Genomic DNA, 18,301 nt, shown 5'->3' on the forward strand with positions numbered 1-18,301 from the left:
ATTTATGAAAAAAGTATCACCATTATTAAAAATAGCTGTTTTAACAGTGTTTTCAATTTTAATTTTTAGTTTTTCAATCGATAAAAAAGACAACGACACAAAATTAGTTGGTATTTGGAAAGGTTTTGAAAAAGATGCTCAAATAGAGGGAGTTGAAAAACATTGGATACAACAAAGATTTGCAGATGGTACATACATGATAATGTTTACTGCAAAAGAAGATTGCGAAGTTCAGACTTTTACTGAAAAGGGAAAGTGGTGGACAGAAAATGGTAAGTTTTATGAATCACCATCAAGTTCTAAAGACATAGATGTTTATAGTTATCAAGTGAATGGTGAAGAATCTGTTGAGTTTAAAAGTATTAAATTATTAGGAAAAGATGACAACACCTATACATTTAGCGATTATAGACTTGATTTGAAATAAAGGGATGGAAAAACAATATCTAAATTCCAAATTTCAAGCGCAGTAGCAATTGGAATTTGGAATTTTTTTATTGGAATTTGTATAAGCTATTGGAATTTAACCTTCAAAGACTTCCCCACGATGTGGTTTCAAAGCATCTCTTACCGAAATCATATTTTCTTCGTTTACAACCATGAAAGCAGTCGCGTGCATGTCGTTTACAATTTTAAAACCCGTAATATTTAGGGGAAGTTTTTCTATAACGATATATTCTTTCAAATGAATTTCATGATGTTCGGCAGTTTTCGCAGAAGCCGGACCACGGAAATCCCAAATTAATTTTATTTTTCTAGACATTGTTTTTAAGGTGCAAAGGTTCAGAGAGGCAAAGGTACAAAGTCTAATTTGAAAATGGATTTTATATTAAACTCTTAATTTCAGTTCAAAATGTTATTTTTGCATGTTCTTTTCATAAATAGAAAAGCTAATTGAAAAATAAAACACAATGCCAAGAGAACTTTTACTTCAGGTAACTCCCGAAACAGCTGCAAACGAATTGTTGCTGAAAGACTATTTGTCTAAACAAATTAAAGTTTCTCCTAAAGAAATTCAACATATTACTATTTTAAAACGTTCGATTGACGCACGTCAAAAGACGATCAAAATCAATTTGAAAGTTATTATTTATCTGCAAGGCGAAGCTTTTCAGGAAACTAAAATCGAATTACCTCTATATAAAGATGTTTCTTCTGCACAGGAAGTAATTGTGGTTGGCGCTGGTCCGGCCGGACTTTTTGCAGCATTGCAATTAATTGAATTAGGCTTAAAACCCATTGTAATCGAACGCGGAAAAGACGTTCGTGGTCGCCGACGTGACTTAAAAGCAATCAATGTGGATCATTTAGTTAATGAAGATTCTAATTATTGTTTTGGAGAAGGCGGAGCTGGAACGTATTCTGACGGAAAATTATATACACGTTCTAAAAAACGTGGCGATGTAACCAGAATTTTAGAACTTTTAGTGGCTTTTGGAGCTTCTGGAGATATTTTGGTTGAAGCGCATCCGCATATCGGTACGAATAAATTACCTAAAATCATTGAAGATATCCGAAACAAAATCATCGAGTTTGGTGGACAGGTTTTGTTTGATACCCGTGTGACTGATATTTTGGTAAAAAATAATGAAGTTGAAGGAATCGTAACGCAAACCGGAGACAAGGTTCTTGCGAATAAGTTAATCTTAGCGACCGGACATTCCGCGCGGGATATTTTTGAATTGTTAGATAAAAAGAAAATTTTTATAGAAGCAAAACCTTTTGCTTTGGGTGTTCGGGCAGAACATTCACAGCAATTAATTGACAGTATTCAATACAGCTGTGATTATCGTGGAGAACATTTACCTCCGGCGCCCTATTCTATCGTAAAACAAGTTAATGGACGAGGTATGTATTCGTTTTGCATGTGTCCGGGTGGTGTCATTGCGCCTTGCGCAACGAGTCCGGGTGAAGTGGTAACCAACGGCTGGTCGCCATCGAAACGTGATCAGGTTACGGCAAACTCCGGAATCGTGATCGAATTGAAATTAGAAGATTTTAAGCCTTTTGCGAAATTTGGCGCTTTGGCCGGAATGGAATTTCAAAAAAGCATTGAACAAAAAGCCTGGCATTTGGCAGGTGAAACTCAAAAGGTTCCGGCACAAAGGATGGTCGATTTTACTCAAAATAAAGTTTCGGCAGATATTCCGAAAACGTCGTATGTTCCGGGAACAACTTCGGTGGAAATGGGACAAGTTTTTCCGGGATTTTTATCTCAAATTTTGCGTGAAGGTTTTACAGAATTTGGAAAATCAATGCGTGGTTATTTAACAAACGAAGCAATTTTACACGCTCCGGAAAGCAGAACTTCATCACCGGTCAGAATTCCGAGAGATCCTTTGACTTACGAGCATTTACAAATAAAAGGTTTGTATCCGTGTGGAGAAGGCGCAGGGTATGCAGGCGGCATTATATCTGCAGCGATTGATGGCGAAAAATGCGCTTTGATGATTGCTGAAACTTTGAAATAATTAATTTATCAGATTTTTTATTTATTTGAATATTCTTATATTTAATTCTTTAGTTATAAGAATTTCTAAAAAAAAAAACCTGTAAACTCTAATGAAAAACTTTTTTTCTAATTTATTCGGTCGAAATAACGACCCGCAATCAATTATTTCTTTTGATATTATTGATTCAATTTATTCGCACTTATATAACGTGCAGGCAAGTCTTGAACTTAAAGTAAAAGGAATTAAGGAAGATGTATCGGTTAATTTATTTTATTTTCCCAGTTCATTAGATCATGAAGAAAGCAGAGCAGAAATTAAAAAAGCAGGCTTTAATAATTCTTATGAAGTTTTAAATGAGCTTTATAAAAAAATGGATATTGGAGTTCTTTCTCAGGATATAATAGACCAGGGATTAGAATATGATTTTATACACATTCAGTTTTATTCGGAGCCAACTTCTGATGAAAAAAAGTTCTTTAAGCGTTCCATAAAAAATTTCATTATCTTTTTTTGCTGTACCAATAGTTTAGAAACCAACGATTTTAAAATTTTATATTCAGGAACACATTTTTTCGATTATACAAAAGGATTGTTGGATAGTGAACTTTTAGATTTTAACACTCCAAAGAATGAAAGTCAGGAAATAGCAATTAAAGATTTTAAGTTGGTTTTACAGGGAATCTGCCAATATTTAAATATTGAAATTTCGCAAAGTATTGCACTTCCTTCATTAGAAAATTTAATAGAAATTGAAGACGTTAAAGTTGAGACTTTTGAAGAATTTATCAAATTAGTTTCAAGAGGAAATGCAGACGATAAACTGGTTAAAAAACAATCGAAAAAGCTTTTAAAGAATTTTAAAAAGGGACCGGATAATTATCACGAATCGGTTGAAGCACACTGGGGTCTTTTTGATAGTGTGGATTGCTGGAACAGCGATTGGAAATTTGATCCGGAAGATGCTGAGCATTTCATTTCAGAAATGATTGGTCAGGATCTTAATTTTGCATATCCGGAAGAAACATATAGTCATAATTTGTTTCCTTATATTCAATCAGCATTAGAAAAATTAGATTTGGAATTAATGACTTATGACACACATGGAGATAATTATTTGTTTTTTGTAGCAAATAAAAGTGATGTAGGCAGGATTTTAGCATTGTCTGAGTTGACGAAGATTGAGATTAATCAGTTATAGTATAAAACGAAAAAAAATCGCCACGAATTCACGAATTTTAATTTTAATAATTCGTGAATTCGTGGCGAAAAAACTTTATATCAGTTCTTATTTTTTACGGAATCAGAATTATTTTCCCGGTACTTTTTCGGCTTTCGAGATAATCATGTGCCAGTTTTCCTTCGGATAATTTGAAAGATGTTGGAGTTGAAAGCGTAATTTTTCCTTCGATAATCCAATTGAATAATTGATTGGCTCTTTTGATTCGTTCTTCTTTTGAATTTAAATAACTCCATAAATCGCCGCCCGTTAAAGTTTTAGAACCGTCCATTAGCATTCTTGGATCTACAGGTTTTGGATCACCGCCTGCCATTCCGAAGAAAACGACCTGACCACATTCTTTTGTGACTTCAAAACTTTCCATTAATGTACTTCCTATACTGTCATAAACAACATCAACACCATTTGGGATTATTTTGAAAACTTGTGATTTCCAATCATCATTATAAAGAAAAACATGATCAGCACCTAGTTCAATGGCAACCTTTGCTTTGTCTGCTGATGAGGTTAAACCGATAACATTAGCGTCCAAAAGTTTGCTGATTTGTATTAGTGTCTGGCCGACTCCGCCAGCAACCGCATGAATTAAAACCGTTTCTCCTTTTGTAGTTTTGTGACTGTCGGTCGCTAGATAATGTGCGGTTAAACCTTGTAATAAAATAGCCGCGGCAGTTTCAAAAGAAATCGTTTCAGGTAACGGTAAAACGTGATTTGTGTTTACGGCAACTAGTTCGGCATTGGCGAAAGGAACATCGGCGAAAGCCACACGATCTCCAATTTTATATTCAGAATGATTATTAGTATCAACTACAATTCCGGCTCCTTCATAACCTGCAATATATGGCGGATTTCCTTTTAAATGATAATTTCCCTTTCGTCTGTAAACATCAGCAAAATTCAATCCGATGGCTTTCATTTCGACTAAAATTTCATCGTTTTTTAATTGCGGATCCGGAATTTCGATGTATTCTAAAACATCAGAATTCCCGAAAGAAGAAAAGGTAAGTGCTTTCATTTTTTTTAAATTTTGAGGATACAAAGTACGGTAAAATTCAGTGGAAGTTTAAAAAGCTTTTCTTAAAACTGCATAAAAAAACCTAGTTTGAAATTGAAACGAGGTTTTGTTTTTTTTGCCACAGATTAAAAGATTAAAAAAGATTTTTTGGCTTAAGTCTAATTATTATAATCTGCGAAAATCTTTTAATCTGTGGCAAGAAATAATTTATATTTTTGGAAATTTCATGTCATTGAAAGTACTTTTCTGCGCTGCCATTTTTTCAACATCCTCCCATTTTCTTGGCGACTCGACAGAAAGATTTTCATAGGAATCTTTTTTGATAGCGATATCATCTTCGATACGAACACCAATATTCCACCACTTTTTATCGCATTTACTGTTTGCCGGAATATAAATTCCCGGTTCAACAGTCAGAATCATATTTTCTTTTAAATTGCCTCCGTAATTTCCTTTATCATGAACATCCAAACCAAGAAAATGTGAGCATCCGTGCGGATAATAAATTCTGGAATCCTGGGGATCTGTGATGATTCCAAGCTTAATTAATCCTGCTGTGATCACCTCTCTTGATTTTGTATTTAAATCCTGAATGCGAGTTCCTTCTTTACAAATTTTGAAAACTTCTTCCTGAGCATCATAAACCAATTGATAAATGGCTTTTTGTTCTTCGGTAAATTTTCCGTTTGCCGGAATGGTTCTGGTAACATCAGCAGAATAACCATGATATTCAGAGCCGACATCCATCAACAATAATTGATTGTCCATTTTTGTGCTGTTGTTTTCGCCATAATGCAAAATACATCCATTTGCTCCAACACCAACAATTGGCGGATAACCTTCGCCTTCGGCGCCATATTTTCTATGGATATAGGCATGGATTCCGTCTGCTTCATTTTCGCTCATATCAGGACCAACGGCTTTCATGACTTCGTTGTGAGCAACACAGGAAAGTTTAACGGTTTTACGCATTAAATTCATTTCTTCCGGAGTTTTGATTTCACGAAGTGCGTTTGTGATGCTTGAAAATAACTTTATTGATGCTTCGTTTTGGTTGGTGATTTCCGCTTTGCTTTTAAAAATTTGCAGCAGACCAAAAAGATCAAATCCACTTTTATTTCCTTCAAGATCTGTCGGAATTTTGTCATAAATGATTTGGTCAAATTTCTTAAAATCTATTTTAAAAGCATTAAAGTCGCTGCCATTATAAACGTTAGAAAAACCTAATCTAGATGTAGCGCCTTCGATACCTAAACGTCTTCCTGTCCAAATTTCTTTTTGTGCATTTCTTTCTCTCACAAAAAGAACTTCAGTGTATTTTTCGACTCCTTGTGGTTCTTTAAATAGTAATAAAACACCATCCGGTTCTTTATACCCAGTCAGGTAATACATATCCGGATTTTGGTGAAAATTGTAATTAACATCTTTAGAAAAGACTCTTTCCGGATAAGAGAAAACTACGGCAACTGAATTAGCAGGCATTAGATTTCTAAAGGCTTCACGTCGACCTTTATGAAATTCTTTTGAAAGATAATCTGTCGGAAGGTTTTCTTGTGCCTGAATAGCGATAGCACTAATTAATAAAGTAAAAAATAAAAGAAATTGCTTCATTTTTTTGATTTTTTATTGATGATTTTAGTTTTTTATAATCGCAAATTACAAAAAAAATGCAATCATATGTTTTTTAATCCCATAGGTATGTCATGTTTACGATTAATAATACCTGTTGAAAAAAGCTCCAGCGGAGCGATATGACTTTTATAATGATCAATGACATGTAGCTCCGCTGGAGCTTTTTTTAACCTTATAATTGTTGGCTATAAATATTATGCTCCTCTGGAGCATGCAAAAGATGAAAAAACTATACTTAGAATCTTAGTCACTTAGCATCTCAGTATCTTTTTGTTTAAATATTTGATCTGTAGCTTTTTAAATTAAAATGATGTAACTTAGAGATCAGAAATTGCACTTTAATAATGAAATCAGAGGTCTTTTACGAAATATTAAATTTTATAAAACTTGCTGCCGGGCACGAATATTGAGAAGGAAATATTTTGTAAAACAATTTTAATCTTAAAAAGTAAATTTTATGAAAAAATATACAATTGCAGTCGTTTCAGTTTTAACCTTATTACTTACTTCATGTATGGCATCAAAAGAAGCCAAAAGCACAGCCAATATTTACGATACAACCTGGGAATTAGAATATATTTCCGGACCAAGAATTGCTTTTGAAGGATTGTATCCAAATAAAAAGCCACAAATTACTTTTGACCAGAAAGAAACAAAAGTTTATGGTAATAATGGATGTAACGGATATAGTGCACCCTATACTCTAAATGGAAAATCTTTAACTTTTGGAGAACCTGGACCAACAACAATGATGTTTTGCGATGGCGGAGGAGAACAGCAGTTTTTACAGCAAATGAAAAAAATAACAAGTTATTCTATTGATAAAGACGGAAAACTAAATTTAATTCAGGACGATGTGCCAATGATGAGATTTAAAAAAGGGGCTAAACAATAGTTTTAAAAATCAATATAAAAGAAAAGGGAAATGAGTTACTTCATTTCCCTTTTTTTATGGTTTTATTTCTTTTTGAGTTTGTCTTTAAAGACTTTTTCGAATTTTTCTAGTTTTGGCTGAATTACCATTTTGCAATACGGCTGACTTTTGTTGTTTGCATAATAATTCTGATGATAATCTTCTGCTTTGTAAAACTTTTTAAAAGGTTCTACTTTTGTTACAATCGGACTACTATATACTTTTGCTTTGTTGAGTTCAGCAATAATGCTTTGAGCTGCTTTTCTTTGTTCGTCGTTTTTATAAAAAATCACAGATCGATATTGTGTTCCAACATCGGCACCCTGACGGTTTAAAGTTGTCGGATCGTGAACCGTAAAGAAAACCTTGAAAATTTCATTGATATCCGTTACAGTTTTGTCGTAAGTTATCTGAACAACTTCGGCGTGACCTGTTTCACCTGTGCAAACTTCTTCATAAGTAGGATTGGCAACATTTCCCCCGGAGAAACCGGAAACAACAGATTTTACTCCGTCTAAATTTTCGTAAACTGCTTCAACACACCAGTAACATCCTCCGCCAAGCGTTATTGTTTCAAGGTTTGAAGCTTTTTTGTTTTGTGCAAATCCGTTTAAGGATAAAGCAAAAAGGCAAATTAAAATGGTATTTTTCATTTTCGTGTTATTTGTTATCAGGAATAAAGTCAAGGGCAATTGAGTTCATGCAATAGCGTTTTCCGGTTGGCTCAGGACCATCATCAAATAAATGACCTAAATGCCCGCCGCAACGTCCGCAAAGGGCTTCGGTTCTTTCCATTCCAAGTGAGTTGTCTTCTTTGTAAACCACACTTTTTTTGTTGTCCTGTTCAAAAAAACTTGGCCAGCCGCAACTGCTTGCAAATTTGGCTCCGGACCTAAAGAGTTTGTTGCCGCACGAAGCGCAATAGTAAGTTCCTTTTTCATCAGTGTTCCAGTATTTTCCTGTAAAAGGCCTTTCGGTATCAGCTTCACGCATTACAGCGTAAACATCTTCCGGCAATACTTTTTTCCACTCTGCATTGCTTACATGCAGTACGGTTGTGTCAGTATTTGAATAATATGGATTTCCGGGTTTATTGATTTTGTTTTCCATAACAATGGTTTTTGTGTTTTGCTTTTTTGTTGATTGGCCGCATGCCTGCAAAATAAAAAGCGGAATTAAAAAGCAAAGGCTGAAAAATTGAGTTCTTGTTTTCATAATTTTTGTGAGGCTTTAATTTTGTAAGCCAAAGGTACGACGAGAGTTAGTTTCGAAATGTCGGCTAATTTACAATTGAGTTTTTTTTAAGTATGTTTTAACTTTTTTTTATTTACGTAAAAGCTGCGCATATAGTTTTTTAAGCTTATTTTTAAGGGATTTTAAATAAATAGCTGTTTTTAAAGTTTTGAATATTAAAGACTTGTGAAAATGAGGGCTCGTTAAACTTTTCACAATCTCTATCAGGATTTTCAAAGCATTTCTTTTTTCGTATTTTTGTTTGTACAAAACGCCATATGATAGAAGAAAACGTAATATTAGTCAATCAAAATGATGAACAAATTGGCTTAATGCCAAAACTGGAAGCGCATGAAAAAGCACTTTTGCACCGTGCATTTTCTGTTTTTATCTTAAACAGTAAAAACGAAGTAATGTTACAACAACGTGCTCATCAAAAATATCATTCTCCTTTACTCTGGACAAACACCTGTTGCAGTCATCAGCGTGAAGGTGAAGCCAACATCGAAGCAGGAAGCAGAAGATTGTTTGAAGAAATGGGTTTTAAAACGGAATTGAAAGAACTTTTTCATTTTATATACAAAGCTCCTTTTGATAACGGCTTAACAGAGCATGAGCTCGATCACGTTATGATTGGATATTTTAATGAAAACCCTGCTATTAATCAGGATGAAGTAGAGGATTGGAAATGGATGAAAATTGAAGATATTAAAGAAGATATTGAGAAACAGCCCGAAATTTATACCGTTTGGTTCAAAATAATTTTTGATGAATTTTATCATTATTTAGAAGACCATAAAATTTAACAAAGACTAACCAACAACCCAAATGAAAGTAACCATATCAAGAAAAGCACATTTTAATGCTGCACATCGATTGCACAGGAAAGATTGGACATTTGAGAAAAACAATGCCGTTTTTGGAAAATGTAATAATCCCAATTTTCATGGTCATAATTATGGTTTAACAGTAAGTGTTACAGGAAAAATTGACCCGGAAACTGGTTTTGTTTTAGATGTGAAAGTATTAGCGGATATTATACATGAAGAAGTAGAAATACCATTTGATCACAAAAATCTGAATCTGGATGTTCCGGAATTTCAGGATTTGAATCCAACTGCTGAAAATATTGCGGTTGTGATATGGAATAAAATTAGAAAAAAAATTCATGCCGACTTTGATTTAGAAGTCGTTTTGAATGAAACGGACCGCAATTTTGTAACTTATAAAGGAGAATAATAAATGTCATTAAAAATAGGAGATATAGTTCCGAATTTTACTGCAAAAGATAGTCACGGAGAAGTTTTTGAAAGCAAAAGTTTTTTAGGTCGAAAGCCTCTTGTGATTTATTTTTATCCAAAAGATAATACCCCCGGTTGTACTACTGAAGCTTGTAGCTTTCGGGATCAGTACGAAGATTTCAAGGATTTAGGTGCTGAGGTAATTGGGATTAGTAGTGATAGCGTAAAATCGCATCATAAATTTGCCAAGAAACATGAATTGCCTTTTATATTGTTATCAGATCCAGATAAAAGACTGAGACAACTTTTTGGAGTCCGAAATAATTTATTTGGTCTTTTACCAGGAAGAGTAACTTATATTATAGACAGAAATGGCGTTGTGATTTATATTTTTGATAGTATGAACGCAGCCAGACATATTGAGAAAGCCTTAGAAACAATTAGAGAATTAGTATTATAAATTAAAGAATTAGTATTAGTTCAATAGCAATTTAATAAAGATATTAGCCAAAAAAATGAAGCCAAACTTATACCCTTTACAATTCGAACCCATTTTGAAAGACAGAATCTGGGGCGGAGAAAAATTAAAAACAATTCTGAATAAACCAATAGTTTCTAGAATTACCGGTGAAAGCTGGGAGTTATCAACTGTTGAAGGTGATGTGAGTGTTGTTGCTAATGGAATTTTAAAAGGAAAATCATTGATGGATCTTATTGATGAAACACCAAATGAAATTTTAGGAACGGCAGTTTACAAACGTTTCGGAAAACAGTTTCCATTACTTTTTAAATATTTAGATGCTCGCGAAGATCTTTCGATTCAGGTTCATCCAAATGATAAATTAGCAAAAGAACGTCATAATTCTTTTGGTAAAACCGAAATGTGGTACGTTATGCAGGCTGACGCCGATTCCAGAATCATTGTTGGTTTTAAGGAGGATTCAAGTAAAGAAGAATATCTAAAGCACTTACACGATAATTCGCTGGTTTCTATTTTAGATGATGTCAAAGCAAAAGCCGGAGATGTTTTCTTTTTAGAAACAGGAACGGTTCATGCCATTGGTGCCGGTTTGGTTGTGGCTGAAATTCAGCAAACTTCTGATATTACGTATCGTTTATACGATTTTGATCGTGTTGATGCACAGGGAAATAAAAGAGAATTGCACGTAGATCTAGCGCTTGATGCTATCAATTATAATAAAGTAGACACACAGAAGAAATACGAAACAAAAATCAATACTTCAAATACAGTTGTAGATTGCCCTTATTTCACGACCAATTTTATTCCGTTAGAAAATAAATTGGAAGTTTCTAAATCCGGAGAAACATTTACAGTTTATATGTGTATTGAAGGAAGTTTTGAAATTGAATTTGATGGCTTCAAACAAAGTTATATAAAAGGAGATACTGTTTTGGTTCCGGCTGAGATAAATGCATTTATTTTGAACGGAAAAGCTTCAATTTTAGAAATTTACATTTCATAGGGCTAAATCTAAAGATTATATGTACTTTTGCAGACGCAAATTAAAATAAAAATAAAAATGGCAAACGTTAAAAATTTAAAGAAAGACATCAACTTCGTATTAGGAGATATTATTGAGGCAATTTACTTATTTGAAATGTCTACAACAGGAAATCCTACTCCAGAAACGAATGCTTTGATCGATCAGGCTATTGCTGCTTTTGATACTTTGATCACAAAAGTGAACGCAAAGAACGTTGAAAACAAAAAAGCACATTTCAAACAAATCAATGTTGAATTGGAAGAAACTGCTAATCAATTGATTGCTAAAATCAACGAATTGTAAGCAAAAAAAAGTATAAAAAAGTGCAAATTTATTTTGGTAAAACGAAAAACCGYTTTATATTTGCACCCGTAATGAGTCGCCAGCGTAGCTCAGTTGGCTAGAGCAGCTGATTTGTAATCAGCAGGTCGTGGGTTCGAGTCCCTCCGCCGGCTCAACATAAAACCATCACTTTTTAGTGGTGGTTTTTTTTTTTGCTTCAAACACAAAAAAAATAAATTCCAATTTTAGAAATTCCAAATTCCAATTTTGCTGCGGACTGAAAAAAAATCCCAAATTCCAATCTTGACAGAACAATGTCTGTAATTGGAATTTGGGATTTTAATTTTGGAATTTTCATCATAAAAAAAGTCCTGAAATATTTAGGACTTTTTTTATGATGAAATTATTTTTGCTCTTGCTTTTTAATATCAGCAACGTATTTGGTTAACTTTTTACCGTAAAGTGATTTTGCTACTTTTGGAGTCATTGATTTTTGAATGGTATCAAGAAACTTAACGTTAATGTCATAAATCTCAGCTAAAGCGATATAAGGTGCTATTTCGTAATCTTTATGGTTGATAGCAAAGTTTGTAGCGTATAAGTATTTTCTTTTGATGTTAGATTCTTGTTTTGCATCAAGACTGTCAATTGCTTTTTGATCTTGTCTTTTGATCGCTTTAAATCTTGGTTCTACCATTGCAAGGTTTTCATCATTAAAACGAGAATTGATCTTTTTGTATTCTTCGTATAATTCCTGATTTTTCGACCCAGTTATTTTAGCACCATAAATAAAATTATCTAAGTTAGTCTCGATATTAATGTTGCCAGGTTCTGCAAAGAACAGAATATTGTTGTCCATTGAGTTTGTTACTCCACGATCCAGGAATAAATAAAGCATTTCTGGAGATTCTAATTTGATATCGCGCTCAAAAGCTGAGTTTCCGTCTATTTTGATACTGTCAATTGCAACAAGCGAAGTGTCAACAATTCTTTGAATATATAAAGTTCCGTTTTTTAATCCTTTAATGTTTCCTGTGATGTGCAGGTTGTCAGCAGATTCTTTTTTACTACATGATGCTAATAGGGCAAGTGCAACAAAAGCAATAATTGATTTTTTCATTGGTTTTTAGATTTTGGTGCAAAATAAAGAAAATAGTTTGAATGTAATGATTCGGAGTTTAAATTTTCCTAAAAAATAAATCCCAATCTATTTCTAAATTGGGATTTTGTATTTTTATAAAAATGAGAGTTTTACATTGATAAGTTATAGCCAACTCCGCTTTCGTGTGTGTAAGTGAAATTGCTGTCGCAATCATTGTTTCCATAGTCAATCACTCCTTTAAGGAATCCGCCTTCAACTTTTAGTTTTCCTTTAGAAATGTAAACGCAAGAGTATTTTTTAACCAATGTTTCCTGAACGGTCAACGTTAAGCTCGTGCCTGTTTCTGTAGTTACAGTATGGTTTCCTTCTGTCATTTCATAAACGTTGTCTTCTAAAACATAAGGTGTGTCAACACCTGCTGTTTGTTTTACAGTATGTGTTCCTGAATTTGTATAAACCCTTCCCTGAAGATCAGTAAATTTTCCGTTGGTTACTTTTCTGGTCCATTGCGGTACAGTAGCAACGGTAGTAGTGTTGGTGTATTCAATTGTTCCTTCCAGTTTTATTCCGTTGATAGAATAGTCAATTCTTTCGATAGTCAATTTACTTCCAGTCGTGATAATTGGTCCTGAAAGCGTAATTTTTAATTTCCCTTTTCTTAAAAGTTGATTCTGTGTACAACCTGTTGTTCCATAATCGACTGTATATACTTTTGGATAGGTAGTTCCTACTACTGTAACTGTTGCACAGATTCCTGTAACTGGTGTTTCAGTTTGTTTTGCTGTTGGAGAACTGTTTGTAACCAGTAAACCAGTATTAATGTCCATTTCATTGGCTGCATCTATTACAACAGAGGCTCTAACAGTCGTTGTGTCGGTCTGATTGGCAACATCGTCACTAGAACAAGAAACATAAATTAATGCTGTAGCGCAAATACTTAAAAGTAAAAAAGCGGTTTTTTTCATAGTAGTTTAATTTAATATTAGATTAAAGGCATTCAAATGTAATAAAAAAAATGAATTACAATAAAAAAATCCTGTAAGTCAGACTCACAGGATTTTAAAAAGTATTTTTTTATAAAAACCTTATTTAATCATTTCGAAACTTCTTTTTACAAAAGCAGTCAAGGCTTCACCTTTTAAAAGGTTTTGCGATAACTTTGCTAGATCTAAAGCTTGTTTTACCAAGTGTTCCTGATGTGTTTTATCTTCTGTATTCAAAATGCTTGTAGCCAAATCTGAATTGGTGTTTACTATTAAATTGTACATTTCGGGCATATTACCCATTCCGAACATTCCGCCGCCGCCTGACTGGCTCATTTCTTTCATTCTACGCATAAATTCTGGTTGCGTGATAATGAATGGAGCTGCCTGACTGTCCATAGCTTCCAATTGTACAGAATATGCTTTAGGAATATAAGCTTCTAATGAAGTTTTAAGGGTTTCTTTTTCTTCATCAGATAATTTAGAAATCGTGTTTTCGTCTTTTTTAATTAAGTTATCAATATGGTCAGAATCCACACGAACAAAAGTTACATCTTTATTATCGCCTTCAATTTTTTGAATTAAGTGCGAGATAATAGGAGAATCTAAAAGCAATACTTCGTATCCTTTTTCTTTTGCTGTTTCAATATAAGAGTGCTGAGCATCTTTATTTCCGGCATAAAGAACTACTAATTTTCCGTCTTTATCTGTTTGGTTTTCTTTTAATTTCTCTTTTAACTCTTCTAAAGTGAAATAAGTATCATCTACAGTTGGGTACAATACAAATGCACCCGCTTTTTCGTAGAATTTATCTTCAGAAAGCATTCCGTACTCTAAAACAATTTTAATATCGTTCCATTTTGCTTCAAAATCAGCGCGATTTTCATTGAACAAAGCTTTCAGTTTATCAGCGACTTTACGAGTAATGTAGTTTGAGATTTTCTTCACTGCACCATCAGCCTGTAAACCTGAACGGGAAACGTTCAAAGGAATATCCGGAGAATCAATCACACCTTTTAACATCGTCAAAAATTCAGGTACAATTCCTTCTACATTATCCGTAACGTAAACCTGGTTTTGGTACAATTGAATTTTATCTTTCTGAATTTGCATATCTGTACCTAACTTAGGGAAATACAAAATTCCGGTTAAGTTAAACGGATAATCTACATTTAAATGAATGTTGAATAAAGGCTCTTCAAACTGCATTGGATACAATTCTCTGTAGAAGTTTTTATAATCTTCCTCAGATAATTCAGTTGGCTGTTTTGTCCATGCCGGGTTTGGGTTGTTGATGATGTTATCAATTTCAACAGTTTCATTGATATAATCTTCAGGAGCATCTTCCGGTTTTGGAAGTGTTTCTGTTTTTGTTCCGAATTTAATCGGCACAGGCATAAACTTATTATACTTATTTAATAAACCAGCAATTTTAGAATCTTCTAAAAATTCAAGAGAATCTTCAGCAATATGAAGAATGATTTCAGTACCACGTGAAGTTTTGTCAGCTGGCTCTAAAGTAAATTCAGGGCTACCGTCACAAGTCCAGTGTGCAGCTGGTTCATCTTTGTATGATTTTGTAATGATTTCTACTTTTTCAGCAACCATAAATGCAGAATAGAAACCAAGACCAAAGTGGCCAATAATTCCAGAATCTTTAGCAGAATCTTTGTATTTATCAAGGAATTCTTCTGCTCCCGAAAAAGCAACCTGATTGATGTATTTTTCTACTTCATCAGCAGTCATACCTAAACCCTGGTCAATAATGTGGATTTTTTTTCCTTCTTTATCTACTTTAATTTCGATAACCGGATTTCCGTATTCAACTTTAGCTTCGCCAATGCTAATAAGGTGTTTTAATTTTAAAGTAGCATCGGTTCCGTTTGAAACAAGCTCACGCAAGAAAATTTCGTGGTCGCTATACAAGAACTTTTTGATTAAAGGAAAGATGTTTTCTACTGAAACATTAATTTTACCTGTTGTCATATTTTTTAATTTTTAGTTTAATGTGATGATTCTCATTCCTTCAAATAGAATACCAATTGTTTTTTGAATGACAAAATGTCGCAAGTGTTAATTTTGAAAGAAAATAATTAGATTTTGGAACTGTTAATATTCAATGAATCGTATCTTTGTGGTACACTAATTGTTAAAGGTGTAAGTATTAACTTAAAAAATGTCCAAATGAAGAAAATCATTTTCATGTGCATGATCGCCACGATGGTATTCGCGTGTAAATCAGCTTCGTCTACAACCGCTTCTACAGAAGCAACAACGCTTTCAACTAAACTTGACAAATCAACTCAAGTTGCTATCAAAGGAAATTGGGTTCTTACCAATGTATCTTATCCGGGTTCTGATTATATCAAAGTGAATTCTTTTGATCTTGCCGATTCTAAATGCTTTATTGGTAGTACCTGGAATTTTATTTCGAATAATAATAAAGGTACAATGACATTAACAGCGCCAAGTTGTACTGCATTTACTTCTCCAATTGTTTGGAGTATCAATAATCAGGGTCTTTTTGTATTAAAAATTGTTAATCCTGGAACAAAATCAAAAAATGTTAGAGAAGGATATTTATTAAAAATTGCAGGTTTGAGTGATAATTCATTTCAATTAATCGACAACATTAATGTAGGTGGACAAACTAAAGATGTTACTTACCAATTTCAAAGAGCCAATTAATATTAAAATATATACACATGAAAAAGATAACAGTTTTAGGGTTAAGTAGTTTACTTGTATTAGTTAGTTTTTTTGCAAGCTGCGATTCAGTTAAAAATGCGAATAACACACAAAAAGGTGCCGGAATTGGAGTAGTTGCCGGTGGACTTATTGGTGGTATTTTAGGGAATAATTTAGGAAAAGGCGGAAACGCTGCTTTAGGTGCTGCTATTGGTGCTGCCGTTGGTGGTGGAACAGGAGCGCTTATTGGAAACAAAATGGACAAACAAGCTCGTGAAATCGATCAGGCTTTACCTGGTGCTGATGTTGAAAGAGTAGGGGAAGGAATTCACTTAACTTTGAACGAAAATGCAGTTCGTTTTGATACTAACAAATCAACTTTGACTACTCAGGCAAAAGCTAATTTAGATAAATTGATTCCTGTATTTAGTGAATATGGAGATACTGACATTCAAATTTTTGGATATACTGATAATACAGGAAAACCAGAATATAACCTGACTCTTTCAGGACAAAGAGCAGCTTCTGTACAAGCTTATTTAGTAGCAAAAGGATTAAAATCAAGCCGTTTCAAAACTTCTGGTTTAGGAATCGCTGATCCAATCGCAACTAATGATACTCCGGAAGGAAGAAGCCAAAACCGTCGTGTTGAGTTTGCTATTACAGCAAATGACAAAATGGTAAACGATGCTAAATCTGAAGCTGGAAAATAGTTTCGATACAATAAAAAATTTTAAAAGCTGTTTCTTAATTGAAGCAGCTTTTTTTTTGACTTTAGGATTTAAACATTGTAAATTTGGACTTTCAAATACAACCCATGCTCGACATTCAGAATATTTCTTTCTCGTATACCGATAAACCCGTTATTAAAGACGTTTCATTTACTATAAATAAAGGCGAAAACATTGCTATTATTGGCGAAAGTGGCTGCGGAAAAAGTACGCTTCTTAAACTAATGTATGGTCTATATGATTTAGATGAAGGCAAGATTTTTTATAATGAAAAACCAATCTTAGGTCCAAAATACAATCTGATTCCGGGAATGCCTTATATGAAATATCTGGCTCAGGATTTTGATTTGTCTCCATTTGAAACAGTAGCTGAAAATGTTGGAAAATTTCTTTCCAATGGTTTTGCCAATATGAAGAAACTACGTGTGCAGGAGTTACTGGAGATGGTTGAAATGGAGCAGTTCTCTAATATAAAAGCTAAATTTTTAAGTGGAGGACAACAACAACGTGTAGCTTTGGTGCGGGTTTTGGCCTTAGAGCCGGAAGTGATTTTACTTGACGAACCTTTTAGTCAAATCGATGCTTTTCGTAAAAATGCTTTACGCCGAAATTTGTTCCGATATTTAAAGCAAAAAGGAATTACCTGTATTATTGCAACTCATGATAGTACAGATGCATTATCTTTTGCTGATGAAGCGATTGTAATGCGTAATGGCGAAATTATCGTGAAAGATAATCCAACAAAGATTTACGAAGATCCTGAAACTAAATATGTCGCTTCTTTATTTGGTGAAGTAAATGAAATACCAACTCACATATTGCTTGATTATGAAGACGAAACCCATAAAACATTAGTATATCCGCATCAGCTTAAAATGCTTACGGAGTCTAAATTGCCGGTAAAAATCAGAAGAACTTATTTTAGAGGTAATCATTATTTGATCGAAACCGTTTATAAAAGGCAATTGATCTTTTTTGAAAGCGAAATTGATTTGCCATTGGAACAGGAAATTTTCTTAGGATTGAATTATCTATAAATGAGGGAATTTTAGAATTAGATAATGTGTCAATTTGATAATTAGATAATTCGTTTTACCCTATAAAAAGCAAACCCGACAGTTTTGAAAGCTGTCGGGTTTGTTTTTTATACATATTTATAGATTGTCTAGTTTTTAAACCTCCCTAAAACGGATCTTTTTGCTAAATTATATTTAGAAAGTTAGCAGTATTTACTTTTGCTCACTTTTAAATACTTTTCATTTTTTAGCTGTATTAACTGGTTTTTC

The 18,301-nt window shown here is 33.5% G+C and carries 20 protein-coding genes and 1 tRNA gene; 13 read left to right on the forward strand and 8 right to left on the reverse strand.

The annotated features are described in order from the left end of the window. The first annotated feature begins 4 nt into the window (after window positions 1–4). Window positions 5–427: a hypothetical protein gene (locus ASC72_RS20990; RefSeq protein ID WP_056195545.1), complete on the forward strand. Its 423-nt coding sequence runs from the start codon at window positions 5–7 to the stop codon at window positions 425–427. Window positions 428–523: 96 nt separating this feature from the next. On the opposite strand, the gene ASC72_RS20995 is transcribed toward ASC72_RS20990, so the two are convergent. Further along, window positions 524–763, reverse strand: coding sequence for a hypothetical protein (locus ASC72_RS20995; RefSeq protein ID WP_056195547.1), 240 nt, complete (start codon window positions 761–763; stop codon window positions 524–526). A gap of 148 nt (window positions 764–911) precedes the next feature. On the opposite strand from ASC72_RS20995, the gene ASC72_RS21000 reads away from it, so the two are divergent. Both ASC72_RS21000 and ASC72_RS21005 read left to right on the forward strand, forming a co-directional pair. Further along, a complete protein-coding gene (locus ASC72_RS21000; RefSeq protein ID WP_056195550.1) occupies window positions 912–2,471 on the forward strand; it encodes an NAD(P)/FAD-dependent oxidoreductase in 1,560 nt (519 codons plus the stop codon). Between the two features lie 91 nt (window positions 2,472–2,562). Continuing rightward, complete coding sequence (locus ASC72_RS21005; RefSeq protein ID WP_056195553.1) at window positions 2,563–3,651, forward strand: hypothetical protein; 1,089 nt, start codon at window positions 2,563–2,565, stop codon at window positions 3,649–3,651. A gap of 94 nt (window positions 3,652–3,745) precedes the next feature. Here the strand turns inward: ASC72_RS21005 and ASC72_RS21010 are convergent, their stop codons facing one another. Next, on the reverse strand, window positions 3,746–4,705 hold the full coding sequence (locus ASC72_RS21010) for a quinone oxidoreductase (protein WP_056195556.1): 960 nt from the start codon (window positions 4,703–4,705) through the stop codon (window positions 3,746–3,748). Between the two features lie 207 nt (window positions 4,706–4,912). Continuing rightward, complete coding sequence (locus tag ASC72_RS21015) at window positions 4,913–6,316, reverse strand: aminopeptidase P N-terminal domain-containing protein (protein ID WP_056195560.1); 1,404 nt, start codon at window positions 6,314–6,316, stop codon at window positions 4,913–4,915. 478 nt (window positions 6,317–6,794) lie between these two features. On the opposite strand from ASC72_RS21015, the gene ASC72_RS21020 reads away from it, so the two are divergent. Then, window positions 6,795–7,232 (forward strand): META domain-containing protein, encoded by a 438-nt coding sequence (locus tag ASC72_RS21020; RefSeq protein WP_056195563.1) that lies wholly within the window; start codon window positions 6,795–6,797, stop codon window positions 7,230–7,232. 62 nt (window positions 7,233–7,294) lie between these two features. Here ASC72_RS21020 and msrA read toward each other — a convergent pair whose 3' ends face one another. After that, window positions 7,295–7,903, reverse strand: a complete 609-nt coding sequence (gene msrA / locus ASC72_RS21025; RefSeq protein WP_056195566.1) for a peptide-methionine (S)-S-oxide reductase MsrA — start codon at window positions 7,901–7,903, stop codon at window positions 7,295–7,297. A gap of 7 nt (window positions 7,904–7,910) precedes the next feature. Next, window positions 7,911–8,465 carry a peptide-methionine (R)-S-oxide reductase MsrB gene (msrB, locus tag ASC72_RS21030; protein WP_056195568.1) on the reverse strand — a complete coding sequence of 185 codons (555 nt, stop codon included), beginning with the start codon at window positions 8,463–8,465 and terminating at the stop codon, window positions 7,911–7,913. A gap of 296 nt (window positions 8,466–8,761) precedes the next feature. On the opposite strand from msrB, the gene idi reads away from it, so the two are divergent. The 6 genes from idi to ASC72_RS21060 all read left to right on the forward strand — a co-directional run bounded on the left by idi (window position 8,762) and on the right by ASC72_RS21060 (window position 11,684). Then, entirely contained in the window at window positions 8,762–9,289 is a 528-nt protein-coding gene (gene idi / locus ASC72_RS21035) for an isopentenyl-diphosphate Delta-isomerase (protein ID WP_056195571.1), read from the forward strand. A 22-nt stretch (window positions 9,290–9,311) separates the two neighbouring features. Next, window positions 9,312–9,722: a 6-carboxytetrahydropterin synthase gene (locus ASC72_RS21040; RefSeq protein ID WP_056195575.1), complete on the forward strand. Its 411-nt coding sequence runs from the start codon at window positions 9,312–9,314 to the stop codon at window positions 9,720–9,722. Window positions 9,723–9,725: 3 nt separating this feature from the next. Beyond that, window positions 9,726–10,184, forward strand: coding sequence for a peroxiredoxin (locus tag ASC72_RS21045; protein WP_056195578.1), 459 nt, complete (start codon window positions 9,726–9,728; stop codon window positions 10,182–10,184). Window positions 10,185–10,239: 55 nt separating this feature from the next. Continuing rightward, window positions 10,240–11,208, forward strand: a complete 969-nt coding sequence (locus tag ASC72_RS21050) for a type I phosphomannose isomerase catalytic subunit (protein ID WP_056195579.1) — start codon at window positions 10,240–10,242, stop codon at window positions 11,206–11,208. Window positions 11,209–11,265: 57 nt separating this feature from the next. After that, window positions 11,266–11,532 (forward strand): hypothetical protein, encoded by a 267-nt coding sequence (locus tag ASC72_RS21055; protein WP_026982865.1) that lies wholly within the window; start codon window positions 11,266–11,268, stop codon window positions 11,530–11,532. Window positions 11,533–11,610: 78 nt separating this feature from the next. Beyond that, a tRNA-Thr gene (locus tag ASC72_RS21060) sits at window positions 11,611–11,684 on the forward strand. Between the two features lie 230 nt (window positions 11,685–11,914). Here ASC72_RS21060 and ASC72_RS21065 read toward each other — a convergent pair. The 3 genes from ASC72_RS21065 to htpG all read right to left on the reverse strand — a co-directional run bounded on the left by ASC72_RS21065 (window position 11,915) and on the right by htpG (window position 15,582). Further along, window positions 11,915–12,631, reverse strand: coding sequence for a DUF4369 domain-containing protein (locus ASC72_RS21065; RefSeq protein ID WP_056195582.1), 717 nt, complete (start codon window positions 12,629–12,631; stop codon window positions 11,915–11,917). Window positions 12,632–12,762: 131 nt separating this feature from the next. Further along, on the reverse strand, window positions 12,763–13,578 hold the full coding sequence (locus ASC72_RS21070; protein ID WP_056195585.1) for a hypothetical protein: 816 nt from the start codon (window positions 13,576–13,578) through the stop codon (window positions 12,763–12,765). Window positions 13,579–13,698: 120 nt separating this feature from the next. Then, window positions 13,699–15,582 carry a molecular chaperone HtpG gene (htpG, locus tag ASC72_RS21075; protein WP_056195587.1) on the reverse strand — a complete coding sequence of 628 codons (1,884 nt, stop codon included), beginning with the start codon at window positions 15,580–15,582 and terminating at the stop codon, window positions 13,699–13,701. 198 nt (window positions 15,583–15,780) lie between these two features. On the opposite strand from htpG, the gene ASC72_RS21080 reads away from it, so the two are divergent. From ASC72_RS21080 to ASC72_RS21090, 3 genes are all read left to right on the forward strand, one after another. Beyond that, the gene (locus ASC72_RS21080; RefSeq protein WP_056195903.1) at window positions 15,781–16,284 is read left to right on the forward strand and encodes a lipocalin family protein; all 504 of its coding nucleotides are present in this window, start codon (window positions 15,781–15,783) and stop codon (window positions 16,282–16,284) included. A 17-nt stretch (window positions 16,285–16,301) separates the two neighbouring features. Beyond that, window positions 16,302–16,997 carry an OmpA family protein gene (locus ASC72_RS21085; protein WP_056195589.1) on the forward strand — a complete coding sequence of 232 codons (696 nt, stop codon included), beginning with the start codon at window positions 16,302–16,304 and terminating at the stop codon, window positions 16,995–16,997. A gap of 104 nt (window positions 16,998–17,101) precedes the next feature. Next, window positions 17,102–18,052, forward strand: a complete 951-nt coding sequence (locus tag ASC72_RS21090; protein ID WP_056195592.1) for an ABC transporter ATP-binding protein — start codon at window positions 17,102–17,104, stop codon at window positions 18,050–18,052. The last annotated feature ends 249 nt before the right edge of the window (window positions 18,053–18,301 follow it).

It is taken from the genome of Flavobacterium sp. Root420, from assembly GCF_001427905.1.
Lineage (GTDB): Bacteria > Bacteroidota > Bacteroidia > Flavobacteriales > Flavobacteriaceae > Flavobacterium.

Excerpts from the sequence above, each read along its gene's own strand:
- msrB (WP_056195568.1), bottom strand. The coding sequence starts at position 8,465 with ATGAAAACAAGAACTCAATTTTTCAGCCTTTGCTTTTTAATTCCGCTT.
- idi (WP_056195571.1), top strand. The coding sequence starts at position 8,762 with ATGATAGAAGAAAACGTAATATTAGTCAATCAAAATGATGAACAAATT.
- ASC72_RS21020 (WP_056195563.1), top strand. The coding sequence starts at position 6,795 with ATGAAAAAATATACAATTGCAGTCGTTTCAGTTTTAACCTTATTACTT.
- ASC72_RS20990 (WP_056195545.1), top strand. The coding sequence starts at position 5 with ATGAAAAAAGTATCACCATTATTAAAAATAGCTGTTTTAACAGTGTTT.
- ASC72_RS21085 (WP_056195589.1), top strand. The coding sequence starts at position 16,302 with ATGAAAAAGATAACAGTTTTAGGGTTAAGTAGTTTACTTGTATTAGTT.
- ASC72_RS21055 (WP_026982865.1), top strand. The coding sequence starts at position 11,266 with ATGGCAAACGTTAAAAATTTAAAGAAAGACATCAACTTCGTATTAGGA.
- ASC72_RS21040 (WP_056195575.1), top strand. The coding sequence starts at position 9,312 with ATGAAAGTAACCATATCAAGAAAAGCACATTTTAATGCTGCACATCGA.
- ASC72_RS21045 (WP_056195578.1), top strand. The coding sequence starts at position 9,726 with ATGTCATTAAAAATAGGAGATATAGTTCCGAATTTTACTGCAAAAGAT.
- msrA (WP_056195566.1), bottom strand. The coding sequence starts at position 7,903 with ATGAAAAATACCATTTTAATTTGCCTTTTTGCTTTATCCTTAAACGGA.
- ASC72_RS20995 (WP_056195547.1), bottom strand. The coding sequence starts at position 763 with ATGTCTAGAAAAATAAAATTAATTTGGGATTTCCGTGGTCCGGCTTCT.
- ASC72_RS21050 (WP_056195579.1), top strand. The coding sequence starts at position 10,240 with ATGAAGCCAAACTTATACCCTTTACAATTCGAACCCATTTTGAAAGAC.
- ASC72_RS21010 (WP_056195556.1), bottom strand. The coding sequence starts at position 4,705 with ATGAAAGCACTTACCTTTTCTTCTTTCGGGAATTCTGATGTTTTAGAA.
- ASC72_RS21005 (WP_056195553.1), top strand. The coding sequence starts at position 2,563 with ATGAAAAACTTTTTTTCTAATTTATTCGGTCGAAATAACGACCCGCAA.
- ASC72_RS21080 (WP_056195903.1), top strand. The coding sequence starts at position 15,781 with ATGAAGAAAATCATTTTCATGTGCATGATCGCCACGATGGTATTCGCG.
- ASC72_RS21090 (WP_056195592.1), top strand. The coding sequence starts at position 17,102 with ATGCTCGACATTCAGAATATTTCTTTCTCGTATACCGATAAACCCGTT.
- ASC72_RS21070 (WP_056195585.1), bottom strand. The coding sequence starts at position 13,578 with ATGAAAAAAACCGCTTTTTTACTTTTAAGTATTTGCGCTACAGCATTA.
- htpG (WP_056195587.1), bottom strand. The coding sequence starts at position 15,582 with ATGACAACAGGTAAAATTAATGTTTCAGTAGAAAACATCTTTCCTTTA.
- ASC72_RS21015 (WP_056195560.1), bottom strand. The coding sequence starts at position 6,316 with ATGAAGCAATTTCTTTTATTTTTTACTTTATTAATTAGTGCTATCGCT.
- ASC72_RS21065 (WP_056195582.1), bottom strand. The coding sequence starts at position 12,631 with ATGAAAAAATCAATTATTGCTTTTGTTGCACTTGCCCTATTAGCATCA.
- ASC72_RS21000 (WP_056195550.1), top strand. The coding sequence starts at position 912 with ATGCCAAGAGAACTTTTACTTCAGGTAACTCCCGAAACAGCTGCAAAC.